General features: G+C 55.5%; 15 protein-coding genes. 7 read left to right on the top strand and 8 right to left on the bottom strand.

The features are described from left to right. Nucleotide 1: 1 nt before the first annotated feature. On the bottom strand, nucleotides 2-940 hold the full coding sequence (locus tag DYU11_RS02485; RefSeq protein WP_119666051.1) for a sterol desaturase family protein: 939 nt from the start codon (nucleotides 938-940) through the stop codon (nucleotides 2-4). A gap of 107 nt (nucleotides 941-1,047) precedes the next feature. Continuing rightward, nucleotides 1,048-1,497, bottom strand: coding sequence for a hypothetical protein (locus DYU11_RS02480; protein WP_147367870.1), 450 nt, complete (start codon nucleotides 1,495-1,497; stop codon nucleotides 1,048-1,050). A 606-nt stretch (nucleotides 1,498-2,103) separates the two neighbouring features. Between DYU11_RS02480 and DYU11_RS02475 the strand changes: the two genes are divergently transcribed. The 5 genes from DYU11_RS02475 (at nucleotide 2,104) to DYU11_RS02455 (ending at nucleotide 7,415) form a co-directional block, all read left to right on the top strand. Next, nucleotides 2,104-2,676 (top strand): hypothetical protein, encoded by a 573-nt coding sequence (locus DYU11_RS02475; protein ID WP_119666049.1) that lies wholly within the window; start codon nucleotides 2,104-2,106, stop codon nucleotides 2,674-2,676. Between the two features lie 30 nt (nucleotides 2,677-2,706). Continuing rightward, nucleotides 2,707-3,681: a mechanosensitive ion channel family protein gene (locus DYU11_RS02470; RefSeq protein ID WP_119666048.1), complete on the top strand. Its 975-nt coding sequence runs from the start codon at nucleotides 2,707-2,709 to the stop codon at nucleotides 3,679-3,681. Nucleotides 3,682-3,683: 2 nt separating this feature from the next. Continuing rightward, complete coding sequence (locus DYU11_RS02465) at nucleotides 3,684-4,220, top strand: DUF421 domain-containing protein (protein WP_119666047.1); 537 nt, start codon at nucleotides 3,684-3,686, stop codon at nucleotides 4,218-4,220. A 43-nt stretch (nucleotides 4,221-4,263) separates the two neighbouring features. After that, the gene (locus DYU11_RS02460) at nucleotides 4,264-5,313 is read left to right on the top strand and encodes an AI-2E family transporter (RefSeq protein WP_119666046.1); all 1,050 of its coding nucleotides are present in this window, start codon (nucleotides 4,264-4,266) and stop codon (nucleotides 5,311-5,313) included. Between the two features lie 374 nt (nucleotides 5,314-5,687). After that, nucleotides 5,688-7,415, top strand: a complete 1,728-nt coding sequence (locus DYU11_RS02455; protein ID WP_119666045.1) for a tetratricopeptide repeat protein — start codon at nucleotides 5,688-5,690, stop codon at nucleotides 7,413-7,415. Between the two features lie 88 nt (nucleotides 7,416-7,503). On the opposite strand, the gene DYU11_RS02450 is transcribed toward DYU11_RS02455, so the two are convergent. Continuing rightward, nucleotides 7,504-9,663: a glycosyl hydrolase 115 family protein gene (locus tag DYU11_RS02450; RefSeq protein ID WP_119666044.1), complete on the bottom strand. Its 2,160-nt coding sequence runs from the start codon at nucleotides 9,661-9,663 to the stop codon at nucleotides 7,504-7,506. 44 nt (nucleotides 9,664-9,707) lie between these two features. On the opposite strand from DYU11_RS02450, the gene DYU11_RS02445 reads away from it, so the two are divergent. Both DYU11_RS02445 and DYU11_RS02440 read left to right on the top strand, forming a co-directional pair. Continuing rightward, nucleotides 9,708-9,938 (top strand): hypothetical protein, encoded by a 231-nt coding sequence (locus DYU11_RS02445; protein ID WP_119666043.1) that lies wholly within the window; start codon nucleotides 9,708-9,710, stop codon nucleotides 9,936-9,938. Continuing rightward, a complete protein-coding gene (locus tag DYU11_RS02440) occupies nucleotides 9,935-10,393 on the top strand; it encodes a type II toxin-antitoxin system VapC family toxin (RefSeq protein ID WP_158600204.1) in 459 nt (152 codons plus the stop codon). Before DYU11_RS02445 ends, DYU11_RS02440 begins: the two co-directional genes overlap by 4 nt. Before the next feature lies 1 nt (nucleotide 10,394). Here the strand turns inward: DYU11_RS02440 and DYU11_RS02435 are convergent, their stop codons facing one another. Genes DYU11_RS02435 through DYU11_RS02415 form a run of 5 tightly spaced genes read right to left on the bottom strand, consistent with a single transcriptional unit; the run spans nucleotide 10,395 to nucleotide 15,325 of the window. Next, nucleotides 10,395-11,405 carry a zinc-dependent alcohol dehydrogenase gene (locus tag DYU11_RS02435; protein WP_119666041.1) on the bottom strand — a complete coding sequence of 337 codons (1,011 nt, stop codon included), beginning with the start codon at nucleotides 11,403-11,405 and terminating at the stop codon, nucleotides 10,395-10,397. A gap of 12 nt (nucleotides 11,406-11,417) precedes the next feature. After that, entirely contained in the window at nucleotides 11,418-11,819 is a 402-nt protein-coding gene (locus tag DYU11_RS02430) for a VOC family protein (RefSeq protein ID WP_119666040.1), read from the bottom strand. Continuing rightward, on the bottom strand, nucleotides 11,812-12,603 hold the full coding sequence (locus DYU11_RS02425; protein WP_119666039.1) for a sialate O-acetylesterase: 792 nt from the start codon (nucleotides 12,601-12,603) through the stop codon (nucleotides 11,812-11,814). The genes DYU11_RS02430 and DYU11_RS02425 overlap by 8 nt, the downstream gene beginning before the upstream one ends. Continuing rightward, nucleotides 12,600-14,690: a heparinase II/III domain-containing protein gene (locus tag DYU11_RS02420; protein WP_119666038.1), complete on the bottom strand. Its 2,091-nt coding sequence runs from the start codon at nucleotides 14,688-14,690 to the stop codon at nucleotides 12,600-12,602. The genes DYU11_RS02425 and DYU11_RS02420 overlap by 4 nt, the downstream gene beginning before the upstream one ends. After that, nucleotides 14,690-15,325, bottom strand: coding sequence for an RraA family protein (locus DYU11_RS02415; RefSeq protein WP_229365670.1), 636 nt, complete (start codon nucleotides 15,323-15,325; stop codon nucleotides 14,690-14,692). Before DYU11_RS02415 ends, DYU11_RS02420 begins: the two co-directional genes overlap by 1 nt. Nucleotides 15,326-15,341 lie beyond the last annotated feature (16 nt).

The following is a 15,341-nucleotide window of genomic DNA, read 5'->3' as shown; positions in this document are numbered from 1 at the left end:
CTTACGCTGACTGCTCCTGAGAAACTACCTGCTTTTCAGCGAGCCGCTGTTTCTGCCGGGCTACTTCGACCGGACTCCCGAACAGGAAGAACCATTTGCGCCGAAAACCTTTGGCCTGCCTGACATCCCGGATGATGTCCTGCAGTTCGTGGAAGTTGATGTAAATAGGGTTCGCTTTATTGCCTATGTTGGTCGTGATGCCATAGATAGGCGGCTCTTCTTCGGGCTGGTACGTACCAAACAGCCGATCCCAGAAAATAAAGGTAGCCCCGTAGTTTTTGTCAATGTACTTCTCCTGCGACCCGTGGTGAACGCGGTGATTGGAGGGGGTGGCAAAAATGAATTCGATCCAGCGGGGGAGCCTGCGGATGTACTCGGTATGCACCCAGAACTGAAACAGTACCGCAAGCTGGCTGACGGTAAAGAAGACGATCGGGTGGAAGCCAAAAAATGCCACCGGCAGGAAAAAGATGATCTTGAGGTTCTGAATCCAGCTCAGTCGAAACGAAACGCTCAGGTTATAGTGCTCGCCGGAGTGATGCACAACGTGAGTAGCCCACCAGAATCGGTGTTCGTGCGAAATGCGGTGAGCCCAGTAGCTGAAGAAGTCGAAAATCAGGTAACAGGGAACCAGCGTCCACCATTGGAGCGTCATTCGCCACGGCAGGTGGTTGTAAATCCAGACGGCTCCGTAGAGCAGTCCCAGCTTGACGGCGGCTCCGACCACGAGTGAGCCTAAGCCAACCAGCGTTGAGCCCAGCGTTTCCCATTTGTCATAATACGGTTTTTCCTGAATGTAAGTGACAATCATTTCGATTGCCGTCAACAGCAGCATAGCCGGGGCTGCCCACAGGATTAAGTTTGGTGCTCCTGCTTCAATCGTCCAGATCTTATCAACCGGGATGGTAGGGGCGCCGAAAAGGGAATCAAATTCAAACATCTAATACGTGTTTACACTGAGCAAAAACCTATCCTGAGTAGACAGGCTATAAAAGTAAGCAATCTGCGCAAAACAGAAAGCTAATACTATTGAAGGTTTGCGGCCAATTACGGACTATTTTGTTCCGCGCCGTTCAGGACTCCGTCGAGCGAGTGTCCTACGTGACTAAAGCCGATTTTAATATCCTGCCAGGTTTCGGCCGTAGCTTCTTCCACAATGGCTATGTTTTCAATCAACTCCTGTCGTTCGCGTTTCAGTTCGGCAAGCCCTTCTTCAAGAATGGCGAGCTGGTGGCCTTGCCTCCGGTTTATTTCGCAGGATAGTTCCTCTATTTCGCGGTCGAGCTGAACACGCTGCTCGGTCAGGCGGGCTATGGTCTGGTCACGCTCTGCCCGAAAATTGGTGGAAAAATTGCTGTTAACGGCTATCTCGTCCGTAGGCTTCGGTGCTGCCTGCCCGCGCATCGTGTCCGAACGGCCGTTGCAGCCCTGCGTAGTAGCCAACGCGCAGGTGAAACATAAAGCAGCGAGGATCGATCGAATGGAATATGTAAGCATAGTCGTAACGGTATCTCGGTCCGAACTCACGACGAAGTACCGCTCCCTGACTTATAACCGCCTTAAGTTAATCTTAGAAAGTGCTTAGAAAAGTGAGTACGTCCGCCCAAACCTCTGAAAGGCGCAGCAACCCCATACGCCCGCATATTCAGGCACAGGTTTGGTTTTGCGTGACCCTGGTCCATCATAAACCGCTGACTTAAAGAAAGTAAGTCCGGATCAGGGCGAAGCGGTCAGCAACGCTCTAAGCGAATTCTAATCCGTTGTTAAGCTTCGGCTAAGCAGAGCAGGGTTCATTAGCATAATCACGGAGGAGGCAGGGCATGAGTAGACCCCAGGAAGCAACCATCCTGAAAGCCCGACTACGAATTGTACGGAGCCGCGTCCGTAGTCTGGTTGCAGAAGCTACCCACCAGCCCGCCCTGAGGGGTGTCTGTCTAAGCGAACCGGGCGGCTTACCGGACGACCGTACTGTACTTAAATCGGGAACATACAGAGCCTTTTAGGGCACGGATCGCGCTTATAGACAACCGGGGCCGGCTGCGCTGCCCGTTACGCGCAGAGAGCCGCTGCCCGACTCATTTTTCAACGTAAACACGCACAACAATGACTACAGATCAGCACATTGAATCGAAGAAAAAGACGCCAAAGACCCGGCTGGGCCTGAACCCGATTGTGGTCCTCTACGGCGTAATCATTCTGCTGGTGGTTGGCATCGGTTACCTGTTCTACCGAAACTGGCAGCTTACGAAGCAACTTGAAAACGAACGCACTACGTTGTTGTCAACGGCGTGGCAGAACCAGATTGTGAACGACCGCCAACAGTTAACATTTGCCATGAAAACGTTCGTCTGGGCGGTTCGGAACGCCATGCTCCAGAATAAACCCGGCGAAATTAACGAGTACTTCAACACCCTCGTCCGCAACGAAGGGGTGCGGGAGGTGCTGCTGGTAGACCAAACGGGTAAAGTGACCATTTCGACCAACAAGAAAAACCAGGGGATCAAGTTTGCCAGTCGCTTTCCGGCTTATCTGCTTAACCAGCAGGACGTGTATTTTAATAACAAAATTCCCTACGAGCTGTCGGCACCGGTTACTGGCCCAAACCAGCGGCTCGGTACGCTGGTTATGTTTTACAAACCTACGCCCGTGCTGCCCAATTCGGTAGAAACACCGTAAGGCCGGACTGATTTACTCAACGTTATCTGTATGCATCTAATCTGTTTAATGCTTCAGCCGGACCGGGTCAGTGAGCCGCCGTTTACGCTTAACGACGGCGTTACCTTGTTCTGGCGGACAGTACGCGGTTTTGCAAAGGGGTTTGCCGAACGCCTGCCTTATCTCCTGGTAGGGGTGCTGGTGTTCGCGCTGTTCTGGCTGCTGGGCAAACTGATTAAAAAAATAATCAATAAGGTAGCGGTTCGCAGCCACGCCATCGACGATATGCTGGCGAATCTGATCAGCCGCATCGTCAGCACGCTCATAACCATTCTCGGGTTTCTGGCGGCCTGCGTCGTTATTTTCCCTTCGTTCAAACCGGGCGATATCATTGCCGGACTCGGTATTACGTCGGTAGCCATTGGCTTTGCGTTCAAGGACATCCTGCAGAACTTCTTCGCGGGACTTCTGATTCTCTGGCGTCGTCCGTTTCTGGTGGGCGACCAGATTCGGGTCAAAGACTTTGAAGGCACCGTTGAGGAAATCAACATGCGGTCGACACGGCTCAAAACCTACGATGGCGAACGGGCCATCCTGCCTAACGGCGACGTGTATACCAGTTCCGTGCTGGTCCGGACGGCCTACAAACAACGCCGGATGAAATTCGTGGTTGGCATCGGTTATCCGGATTCAATTGAAGAGGCCCGGCGTGTTATCCACGGGGTGCTGGACCGGATCCCGGGTGTATTGAAGGACCCGGCTCCGTGGGTATACGTATCCGAACTGGCCGGATCGTCGGTTAATCTGACGGTGTATTTCTGGGCTGAATCCCTGCAGGCCAACGTCCTGAAAGTTAGCGATCAGGTCGTGACGGGCATCAAACTGGCGCTCGACGAAGCAGGCATCGACATGCCGTATCCGCATTCGGTCGTACTGCTGGAACAGCAACCCGACGGACCTGCTATTTTATCGCGACCGCCGATAGTAAACCGAAAACCAGGTACAACCTTTAACGGACAGCATTAAGTATGGCAGACGAACTGGCAACCCTCAGCGACTGGCTGTTTAAAGGCTGGAACAGCATCATCCGTATACTGGTAGTGGGTGTGCTGGCGTATGCCGGACTACTGCTGTCGTTGCGAATTTCAGGCAAACGCACCCTTTCGAAAATGAACGCTTTTGACCTGGTCGTGACCGTAGCCCTCGGTTCAACCCTGTCGACGATCATCGTGTCCCGCCAGACCGGCGTAGCGGATGGCCTCACGGCGCTGGCCCTGCTGATCGCCCTCCAATACGTCGTTGCGTGGCTGTCGGTACGATCGCCGGGGTTTAAGCAGCTGATTAAAAGTGAACCGGCGCTGTTGTTTCATCAGGGGCAGTATTTGCGGGAAAATATGCGACGGGAGCGCGTTACGGAGGACGAAATCCTGTCGGCGCTCCGCTCGTCGGGTGTAGCCAATCCCGACGACGTAGCGGCTGTTGTGCTGGAAACCGACGGGTCGTTTACCGTTATCCAGGGCAAAACCAACACCGAACCGACCAGTCTGACCAACGTTCAACGCTGAACCGGCTCCAGACCCTGGGGTCTGAGCAAGAGATTCTTACTGCATGGAAACTAATCGCTCGTTTGCTCGCCGGGTGGCAACAGCCGCTTTCGTAAGTCTGATGCTGGTCGTTCTGTTTCTGCTGATCGGCTACGCTGCCAACTTCTTCTTTCTGGTATTCGGCGGAATTTTGTTTGCCGTCGTGATCAGTGCGCTCAGCCACTGGGTCAGCAGCAGAACACCGCTGTCCTATAACCTATCGGTGGGCGTGGTGGTGCTGGGGCTGGTGCTATTGATCGCGGGCGGGATACTGCTGATGGCACCGGCTGTAAGCCGGCAGGCCGATCAGCTGGCCGAATCGCTGCCGCAATCCATCAACCAGCTTAAAACATCACTGCAGCAATCACAGCTTGGCCGGCGGGTGCTGCAGGGCATTCCCAAAGATCCCGGTAAACTCCTGTCGGGGTCGGGTGGGGGGCAAGGTATCCTGTCGCGGGCAACGGGCGTAGTGTCGAGTACGCTCAACGGGCTGGTCAACATTCTGATTGTGGTCATTACCGGTTTATACCTGGCGTCGAGTCCCGGCAGCTATCGCAAGGGGTTCGTGCGGTTGTTTGCGCCGTCGTACCGCGACCGGCTGCTCGGGGTGATGGATCAGTGCTACGATACGCTCAAGAACTGGTTTATCAGCCGCAGCATCACGATGGTCGTTGTAGGCGTAACAACCGCTGCCGGCCTGGCGCTGCTGGGCATTCCGTTCGCTGTCGTATTGGGCATCATTGCCGGTATCCTCAATTTTATTCCAAACTTGGGCCCGTATCTGGCCCTGGCGCCAGCCCTGCTGATTGCCTTCTCGCAGGGTGCCAATCAGGCACTCTACGTCTTCATTCTGTACATGGGCATTCAGTCGCTGGAGGGGTATATCCTGACGCCCCTGCTCGACAAGCAATTTGTGTCCGTACCGCCCGCTTTGCTGCTATTCGGACAGGTGCTGCTGGGGATTCTGGTTGGGTTGGCCGGCATCTTGTTCGCGTCTCCGCTCATTGCCGTGCTGCTGGTCATCGTGCAGGAACTGTATATAAAAGACCGGCTGGAAGCCAAACCGCGTTCGTAATACGGTCGTTTCCGGCTTTGCAGTACTCGTCATAATCTGAAATCCGGTCAAAGCGGTTTAGGGCGTTTCCCGCGTGGGGAAAGCCGCCCGGCATTCCGGACAGGTGCCATCTGGTAGCCAAAACCAGGCCGGTCGTTTTAACCGGGTGTTACGTTTTGACTCCACTCCAGCAAGGGCCGACCGTCTTCAGAGAGAGGCTGATACGTAGAAAGCCGTTCCAAACGGTATTAAGTAGCCATTTAAGCTGATTCTTGACTTTCTAAGCTAATTCTAATCTTAGGTTAAGGCCATATTTAGGTTTGATATGCTATTTGCTATAGTACTCCAGAAGATATTATATAGTAAAGAGAGTACATCAACAGACCTTTGACAACATGAAAAAGCAACTAATTTTTTGGGCAGCTACGGCCTTTTCGGGTTCGGTGCTGGCTCAAGCGCCCGCTCCCGATGCCAACACACTAATGAACTCGGGCCGTTTCGATGAAGCTAAACAGCTCTTGCGTCAAAATGCACAGCAAAACCCGTCGATGCAAACCTATTTTAATGCCGGCTACGGGTACCTCCGCGCTGGCCAGCCCGATTCGGCCCGAATCTGGTTTGAAAAAGGGATTGCGACCGACGAAAAACGAGTACCGTTAAATGAAGCGGGCGTTGCCATTACGTACCTGGTGCAGAACCCGGCGTCGGCTGATGCCCGGCTGGAAGAGGTGGTCAAAAAAAGTAAGGGTAAAAACCCCGACATCCTGTTCCGGATTGGCGAAGCTTACACCGGCTACCTGACCCCTGATAGTGGTTCGATCAAGCCCCGGTACCCGAAAGCCGTTAATTCGGCCAAAGCCATTGATTATCTGAACCGCGCAACCGAACGTGCCAAGAAAAACGAGGGCATCAAAGCCGACATTCAACTGGCGCTGGGCGACGCTTATTATCTAAATCGCGAAGCCGGTACGGCCGTTACGCGGTATGAAAATGCCATTGAGCAGGGTATGGACCGGTCGCGGGTGTATCAGCGAATTGGCGATATATACTGGCAGGGCCGCAACCTGAACCTGGCCGTCGAAAACTACAAGAAAGCTATCGACGCCAATCCGAATTATGCTCCGGCTTATAACCAGTTGGCTGAACTCTACTTTCTGGTAAAGCGCTATAAGGAAGCAGCCAACTACATGGACCAGTACGTGAAAGTAGCCGGGGATGTGCGGCAGGATGCCTTGTTGCGTCAGGCGCAGTTCCATTTCCTGGCCAATGACTTCCAGCGGGCGGTTAACCTGATTGACAGCAACCGGGTATCGCTGGGTCAGAATCCCATTCTTTACCGGATTCAGGGGTGGGCATATTCATCGCTGAAGGAGCCGCAGAAGGCCATCGAGAATCTCAATACGTTCATCGAAAAGGCACCAAACAAGGTGATGTACGATGATTATAAATACCTCGGCCGGGCGTATCTGGCGCGCGAAGGTTTTGCGAACGATTCGCTGAAAGCGCAAAGCGACTCCGTAGGGATCGCTTACCTGGAAAAGGCAGCGCCCAGCGATACGACCGAGAACCTGTACAGCGAAATTGCCAAGTACTACTACCGGACCAAGAAACACGTAGAGGCCGTGGCTGCCCTCGATTCGGCGGCTAAACATGGCTTTAAGTCCGATGTCCAGGATTTGTTCCGCTACGGCATGAGTAATTACACGCTCGGTTTCCAGCGTGATACGGCCGGTCGGCTTGTTCGGGATACGGTACGTTTTGCCATGGCCGATTCAGCCCTGGCCCTCGCTCAGCAGGGATCGCCCGACTACGCCCCGACGGTGCTGTACCGGGCAAAGGCTAACTATTACGCGTATGCTCCTGAAGAGGCCGTTCGGAATGGTAAAGCGCGGCCGTATTTTGAGCAGTTTATCAACATGGTTGCCGACAAAGAAGAGGACCGCAACCGGTACAAAAAAGATCTGGCGCTGGCGTTCAAATACCTGATTTCGTACAACGAGCTGGTAACCAAGGACGAAAATGCCCGCAATGAATGGCTCCGGCGCGGGCGTGAGTTACTGCCCGAAAATAAAGACCTGGCCAAAATTGCAACGGCAGAAACCGCCGATACTGAAGAACAATAAGCGTGCTTTTTTCATAGTTGAGCAGAACCGAAAACGCTGTTGGGGCATTGCATCCTGGCAGCGTTTTTTGTTGTTCAGGAACGTGGCGCTACCGAGCGGCTGCGCTGGCGGGCGTCCGGGTTTGTGCCAGTTTCAGTACGTCCATGGTCTGGGATTTGACCGCGTTGAGGTTCATCTTCTTTTCGCCCCGATACCAGTTCTGCCACTTTTCGCCCTGCGTGGCCTGAGCTTTGGCCGTATCAATCAACGCCAGCGCTTCGTTGGCTTGTTGCAGATAAAACGTAGCATCGTCCCAACGGCCGGCGTTTTCTGCCTGTTTAGCGCGTTGTAGATTAGCCAGCCACTCGGTCAGGCTCAGCATGAACTGCTGGTGATTGAGCAGGTTGCTCTCCAGAAACTGACGTTGCTCCGGCTGCATAGAGACCGCAGCTTTTTGAATCAGCTGCCCGGTCTGTTGCAGACCGGCCCATTGCAGGTTGATCTTCTCGGCCAGTCGCGCCGAATCTGCCTCCTGTGGGTGCATATCCCCCAGCGATGTTCGTCCCCATTCCGATTCAGCCGTCACGACGGCTTTTTTGCGCCGGTCGGCGTAGTACTGTTCAGGCTGACTGATCTGCTTTTTTAGTTGATTGAGCATGTTGAGCCCCATGCTGCGGCTTTGCCCGTCGAGCAGGAACGGGACCTTACGGCCGTCGTGGATGGCAAACGAGTCGAAGTACGCGCGGTAGGCCCGTTCGGCCGCTGCGGCTGAAGCACCAAAGCGTTCGCGACACCAGTCGGTCAGAAACGTATCGGCATTAAAACCGGCGAAATCGTACCACATCTGTGCCGTTGCGGCCGTGCCCAGTACAAATTCCCGGATGTTGGACACGTTCATGATGGCGTAGGTCGTGAAGCCTTTGTCGACCGCTTCACTGACGACTCGTTGCGTCTGCGCCGGTGGAATCCCCTGTGCCAGATGAGGACCGGAACCCCACAGCTGGTGGTGATAATAGATCCCATAGCCGTACTCCGGCCGGTGCTTCGTATCCCGAAAGTCTGACTGCCATCGCCAGCCGGGGCTGTTATCGGCAAACACCTGCGTTACGCCGTTCGGTATCTGCAAATGCCCCAGCGAATTCAACACCGACCCTTCGGCCCAGAGCGTTGTGGTGATGGGTGGACTGGGGCGTTTGTCTACCGAGCGAATGATGTCCATTTGTGTGCGCATCGCTTCGGAAATCAGCCGGCCACGGTCGGCGTCGGTCTGCGGAATACCCGGATCGGCCAGCCACATGGGCCGGTCGCCGATGCCGCGCAAACCGATCTGCCAGATCACGTTAGGGTATTTTGCCCACTCTCCGGCATACACCCGCCAGACTTCTTCAACTTTCGCCCGCTCGCTGTAGTAAGAGAACAGGGGTGGTTTATCCCCTGTTTTGTCTTTCCAGTAGTTGAAGTACGTAAATGCGCTCACGCCCAGCGGTTCAATATGGTGCATGGACACGAACAAACCACGACGAGCGGCTTCTTTGACCAGCGCGGCCTCGGCCGGATTGCGGATGTCCAGAAAACTGGCCGGAATGATCAGGTTGCACCGCGACCGGACCAACGCTTCGACTACGTGCCGCATCACCGACGGGTCTACCACCTGACCGTAATACGGGTAGTCGATATTTCGTTTGGCCCCGCTGTTTACCCATTCGGTCAGCAGGTCTTCGTCGTTGATAAACCAGCCGCGGTACTGAAACGTCGGACTTTTCTGCGCTATGGAAACAGACGGCCAGCTAAGGGTTGGTTGCTGCTTCGGGCGTCGGTCTGTCCAGAAATGAAACGGGTCAACACCCAGGTACGTTTCGGCGAAGTCGTACAGGGCAAACATCGTCCCTCGTTCGTCGCTGCCTGCAACATACAGGTTTTTACCCGATGCCAGCACCCGGTAGCTCTCCCACTGTCCCCGGAGCGTATCGGCGCCGGGCAGGTAGGTATGCAGCCACTTCTGCGACTCCTTCACCGACTGGCTTCCAACCAGCACTAACCCTTCCTTAATCCCTTTCGGGTGGTTGGTTACCTTCAGAATTTTGCCGGTTATACGGTGAAGATCGCCGACGAAGTCCTCAATGGCCAGCCGAACGCATTCTGGCTCCTGTTGCGAGACTACAATGGTGGCCTGCCGGGCTGCACCGACCAGCTCGAAAGACTGAGCTTTCAGGCACACTGACGTCGATAGAGCCAGAAGCAAAGCGAGCAGAACGATAACCCTACGCATGGCGTTTAGTTGTTAGTATATTTACCAAAAGCATTAGCCTTACTATGGAAAAGACATCGAAAGCGACCGACCCAACCGAACCCTATCAGTTCAAGCCCATTAAATCCTACTCCGTCGAGGACGTCCTGGCGGCTGGTGGCACGTCCGCGTTTGCTTATAAGATGGGCAAATCCGGAAAAAAATTGGCAGAGTCGCTGGAGAAGCTACCCGAAGGCAGTCATCTAACGGATGAAGAATTTGAATTGGCTCTTAAGACATTACGCGAAGAAAAGTGAACATTTTGTTAGACACCAATATTCTAATCTTCTTAGCCCGTGATGAGAAGCATCGTCTTTTGAGAGAAGTGGTTAATACTACTCAAAAGACAGTTTATGTATCAATCGTCTCCATTGCAGAAGTTCGTTCAATTGCTTTTCGCAATCGGTGGAGCTTTAAAAAGCTCGCCACATTCGATACAATTATCAGCGACGCCGTCATTATCGACGTTAGCGATTCATTAGTGAACAGCTACGTCGAAATACAGGCTTATTCTCAACGCCAAAGTCGCAACTTCACCAGCTACCCGTTTGACACACCCCGTAACATGGGGAAGAACGACATGTGGATCGCTTCAACAGCCGCGCTGCTGGGCTTGCAGTTAGTTACGACCGACGCCGACTTTGATCACCTCAATCAGGTTTTTCTTGACGTTCGCCGGATTGATCCAGTTGAGCTGAGAGCCTTCTTCTAACTCAGCACTCCAGCAGATACTTCATCCCGGCCGGGTTGTTGTCAATCGTTTCGAAAACCTGTTGCACGTCGGTCAAGGGTGATACCTGCGTGATCAGACTCTCCAGCGGCAGCTCGCCCGATGCAGCCAGTCGGATGGCTTCGTCAAAATCTTCGGGTTCGTAGACCCGCGCACCGATCAGCTTGATTTCCCGCCAGAAGAAACGGAACAGATCGACCGACTTCGGCTCACTATGAATCGCAACCATCACGATACGTCCCCGGGCGCGGGGCAGCTGCGTCATGGCCGTCACGCCCGCCTGAACACCCGACACTTCAAAGACAACATCGGCCATAGCGCCATTGGAAAATGCTTCGACCGCGGCTACCAGGTCCTGCTCTTTTGGATTAACGGTTTGGAGGCCAAGCGATTCGGCCAGCTGTAGTCGCGCCGGATTAACTTCGGAGATAAGCACGTTAGCCCCAGCGTGCCGGGCCACCAGCGCGATCAGCATACCGATTGGTCCGCCACCAATGACCACCGCGTTTTCGCCTGGTTTCAGTTCGCCCAGCCGTACGTCGTGGCAGGCCACGGCCAGTGGTTCGATCATTGCCCCGAGCGTCAAGGAGAGGTTTTCCGGCAGGCGGTGTAACGTATAGGCTGGTACGTTCCAGTAGGCCTGCATACCGCCGGGGGTATCAATGCCGATGAATTTGAGATTTTTGCCAATGTGACGCTGGCCGTTGTCAGATGGGTCATCGGTGCCGGGTTGCAGCGGTCGAACGGCTACCCGGTCGCCGACCTGCCAGCCGGTAACGCCCTCACCGATGGCCTCAATCTCGCCCGAAACCTCATGACCAACGACCTGCGGAATCCGAACGCGCTTGTCCATGCTTCCGTGGTAGATGTGAACGTCGGTACCGCAGACGCCACAATAGGCGACTTTCAGCCGAACCTCGCCGGGCTGGGGCGGCTGAGACGTAGCAGGTTGTATAGCAAATCGGTGATTACCGGTGTAATAAGCAGCTTGCATAAGCGGAATGAATTAAGGAGTTGTAATTGGAAGAGGTCGTTCTAAAATCTGGAGCATATTGCCGTCCGGGTCGAAAAAGTTGCGGACCTGGCCACCGCCGATAGCGTTCGTCTGCTCTCCGCCCCAGGTAACGCCGTGCTGATCGAGCCAGCTAATGGCCTGCTCAATGTCCGTAACACGCAGTGCTACGTGCGACCAGCCGGGCGTCCAGGTGGTGCGAATCGGTCGGTCGGTATCGTCTTTTGGCATGATCTCCAGCAACGTATTGTCGGGGGCAACCAGCATCCAGACTGGCTTTTCGTGTTTGAACCACTTTTTATAGCCCAGTACGGTACAGTACCAGTCGGCCAGTTTCTCCACATCGTCCGCGGCTACGGCAGGGTGATCGACCCCCCGGAATAGCGTTTCATCCATCTTTTCTGGTTAATAGGTTTTTCTGAACAAAGACATCGGCGTACCGGCCCCCGAGAGTGCGGGCCGATGGGGTATCAAAATGCGTTGAATCGCCCTTATGGATCAAGCCGGCCGCTACGACGCAATAGGTATTGGGCACCTGACCGGGTAACTTCTGCAGGGTTTCGTTAATGACGCCGGCATCCGGATTGCGTCTGACAATGAAATCGCCTAATGTCCCCACGACAACCGGTACGTTCGGCGCATTCAGGTCGTTGCGCAGCCGCTGGATTAGCTCAGCCAGCTTAGCTCCGTAGGTAGGCGCTTTGTCCGGTTTGGCATCGCTTTCGCCCTGATGCCAGAGAATACCCGCCAACTTACCCGTGCCCAGCGCTTTCCTGGCCCGCCGGAGCGCATCGTCGTACGGATACGATTTCGTAGGTTCGTAATACGCCCCCGGCTTCCAGACATCGATGCCCGACCCACCTACGGCGCAGGGAATCAACCCAATGTTCTGGTCTGGAAAGGCCTCGGCTATCCGCTTGCCGAACGCAAACCCCGGCCCAACGCCGACTACGGCCGGTTTGTCGAAATGCATCGGTTCGCGGGCCGGCACCCAGGTTTCTTCGTTGGTCAGCATCCAGACGCGGTCGAGGGGTTGCTGATCCTGCGCTTCGGGTGCACCCCGGCCTGCCATATTCGACTGACCAATGAGCAGAAACAACCGTAGTTGGGTCGGTACGTCCTGTTTCAGGGATGTTCCCAGGAAAAGGACGGCCAGAAGAGCGAGGCATTTATACGTCATAAGCTTTCGTTTACTACAAAACCCGACTCGCCCTCCGTTATACTAACTGGCTTTCCCTGGCTCCATACCTGCAGCGATATCGTTTCGGCAAAGGAGCCGGTTAGCTGAATCCGGAGCGTTGGCCTGGCTACCGTCAGGAGCTGATCCGCCTGGGTGATCTCCCATTCGTCCAGCTCAGCTACGTCGTCGGCAATCAGGACGTGAAGCCGGGTTATAGTCGTTGACGCCTCGGTATCGGTATGCCGAAACAACAAACCGCTGCCGGGCAGACCCTCACCTAACTGAGCCGGTTCGGGGTGGTAGGCATCGTGAACGTAGGCGTAAACAGGGCCAGCCAGCGCGGCCGGTCCGATCTGACGCAGCCGCAGACCGCTCTGGTGCCTGCTGAAGACTAACTCATTCCCAATTGTTCGGGCGACCGACTGGCCGTCGCGGTTGTTCAGCAGCCAGTTCCAGACGGTTCGGATGGGTTCGCTGGCCCGGATGCGGTCAATCACGAACGTAACGTGCGAACCTGCCTGCAACCAGCACCGGGTGAACTCCTGGATCGGCGCACCGTAGGCATGAGCCACCTCTGAAACTACCCACGATACGTCGCCAACCCGCTGGCAATGCCGGAGCCGGCCACCGCGTTCAACGGCCGGGCCTACGCTGCCGTCGGGGTAAATGAGCCGACGCGGCAGGACGTTTCGTTGTTCGAGGAGTTTGATCTTCGCCAGATCTTCCTGCAGGCCCAATGAGTCCTGCTCGACTAAAAACGTGCAGGTATTGTGCGTCTGTGAAGCGCTTTCGAGTCCGTGAATCAGGTTACGGTAACAGCTATGGCCGGGGTCGACCAGCAATCGTTCCCGGTTGTAGGCCAGCATAAAACTGTTCAGGTCGCCCTGCAAATGGCCGGGCGCGTAGATGCCGTCGTTGGCTCCCCCCTGAATGCCCAGCACGGATGTAGCCGCCCAGTTATCCCGGATGAACGTATTGCCGTTCGAAAACGAAGCAGTAAGTGGTAGACCAGCCGCTTCGGGTGAGCGCACCGGGGCTGAATTCATTAGCAGCGGCAAGGTCAGGAACCCCCAGTCGTTGCGCATCCCGAACGTAGCCAGGTCATGCGGTCCCTGCGTTGGGAAGGGCTCGTAGTATTCCTGAAACAGCCAGCGGGCCAGACCAGCCTGAACGGCATCGTCGTAACGAACGGCTACGTGCAGCAGCAGATCACCCGAGGGGCGGAACAGCGCGGCCGAGTCGTTGAAGTTCACCGCCCGCGCCCGTGGTTCATCGTTCCAGCCCGCCATCGGTTTGCGATATAGCATACTCTGCGCCATCCAGCCCATGCCACGGCCGTAGGCGCTGACATCAAGCTGAGCGGCCAGTACCGGATGTTTTCGAACCAGCGATTCGTAGGCCAGCATGAGCGCATTGGCCAGGTAGTTGCCGTATTGCAGCGACTCGCCGTAGCTGCCGTCGGGTTGAAACGCCAGGGCCATTCGGGCCACTTCGGGTGTAAATTCTTCGAGCAGATCATCGTGCCCCAAAGCCGCTGAAGCCACCAGCGCGCCCGACGCCAGTATGCCCCGCCAGTTGGCCAGGTGACTATTTCGCTGCAGCCACCGCCGACACAACACAACGCCTTTGTCGTAGAGCATTGCCCGAACCTCGGTTTGTTCGGCTTCGGTGAATACATCGCCGGCCAGGTCCAGCACGGCCGCGACGCCCCAGCAAACGTGCGCCGTTTCCAGATGGCCCGTCAATGGCTCGGCATGACTGCGAAACCACGGCCCAACCCAGTCGCCAATTGGCCGCCGGGCAATAGTCAGCGTCGTGCTCCGCAGCCAGGCCGCCAGTTCCGGGGTTGGTTCCAGGGCGTACTGCATAGCCGCGTCGGAGAGGTACTCGGCGCAGGGGTACCACCAGCCAAGCGTGGCCCGACCGAGCGAGATGGTTTCAGCCTGCAGGCCGGGCACGGCCAACCGGCTCGTCACCCGCTGCCTGAGCGCCTGCTGAAATCGCTTAACGACCGGGTCCGGGCTGGTCAGGATAGCGTCTTTCTCGTCGCCCGTTAAAAACAGACTGACCGTTGCGATGGCTTCCATCAGAAATACCCGCCATTTTTGACCACTTCGGTCGGACGCATACCGCTCTCGACCATCTCCTTGATGCCTGCTTCCTTGTGGACAATTTTCTCGGCGGCCACCAGTACGTCGTAGGCAATGGCCTGCGGAATCGCAATGACCCCGTCGATGTCGCCAAAAATCCAGTCGCCGGGCTGAATGATCACCTCACCGATCTGAACGGGCTTCTGGTAGTAGTACATCCGGAAGCGGCCCAGCATACCGGTACTCGTTTTGTATTTATAAAACACCGGAAACTCCTGATCCAGAATGGCTTTCGTGTCGCGGATGCCATTGATGAGCGCACCCCGGCAGCCGGCCCGGACGGCGGCCATCGTCATGACTTCGCCCCACTGCGACGTAACGGTGTCGCCGGTGCAATCCCAGACTACAACCGAATCTTTGTGCAGATCCTCCAGCATCTGCGCCCGCATTTCAAACTCACCGTCCGTAGTGATGTCAGGTGCCCCTTTGACGGTGAAGGCCATACCGGCCATTTTCATTTCCTCCCGCAGGGGAGCGTAGCAGGACGGCAGGCTGGTAGCGTGCAGCTTGTACGTAAATCGCAGTACGTCGTTAACGGCTCCCGTAAAGAGCTGTAGATAGCGTTCACGCATCTCAGAAACGGGAATC

This window comes from Fibrisoma montanum (assembly GCF_003583365.1).
Taxonomy (GTDB): domain Bacteria; phylum Bacteroidota; class Bacteroidia; order Cytophagales; family Spirosomataceae; genus Fibrisoma; species Fibrisoma montanum.
This window is presented reverse-complemented; position numbering and strand designations above follow the sequence as displayed.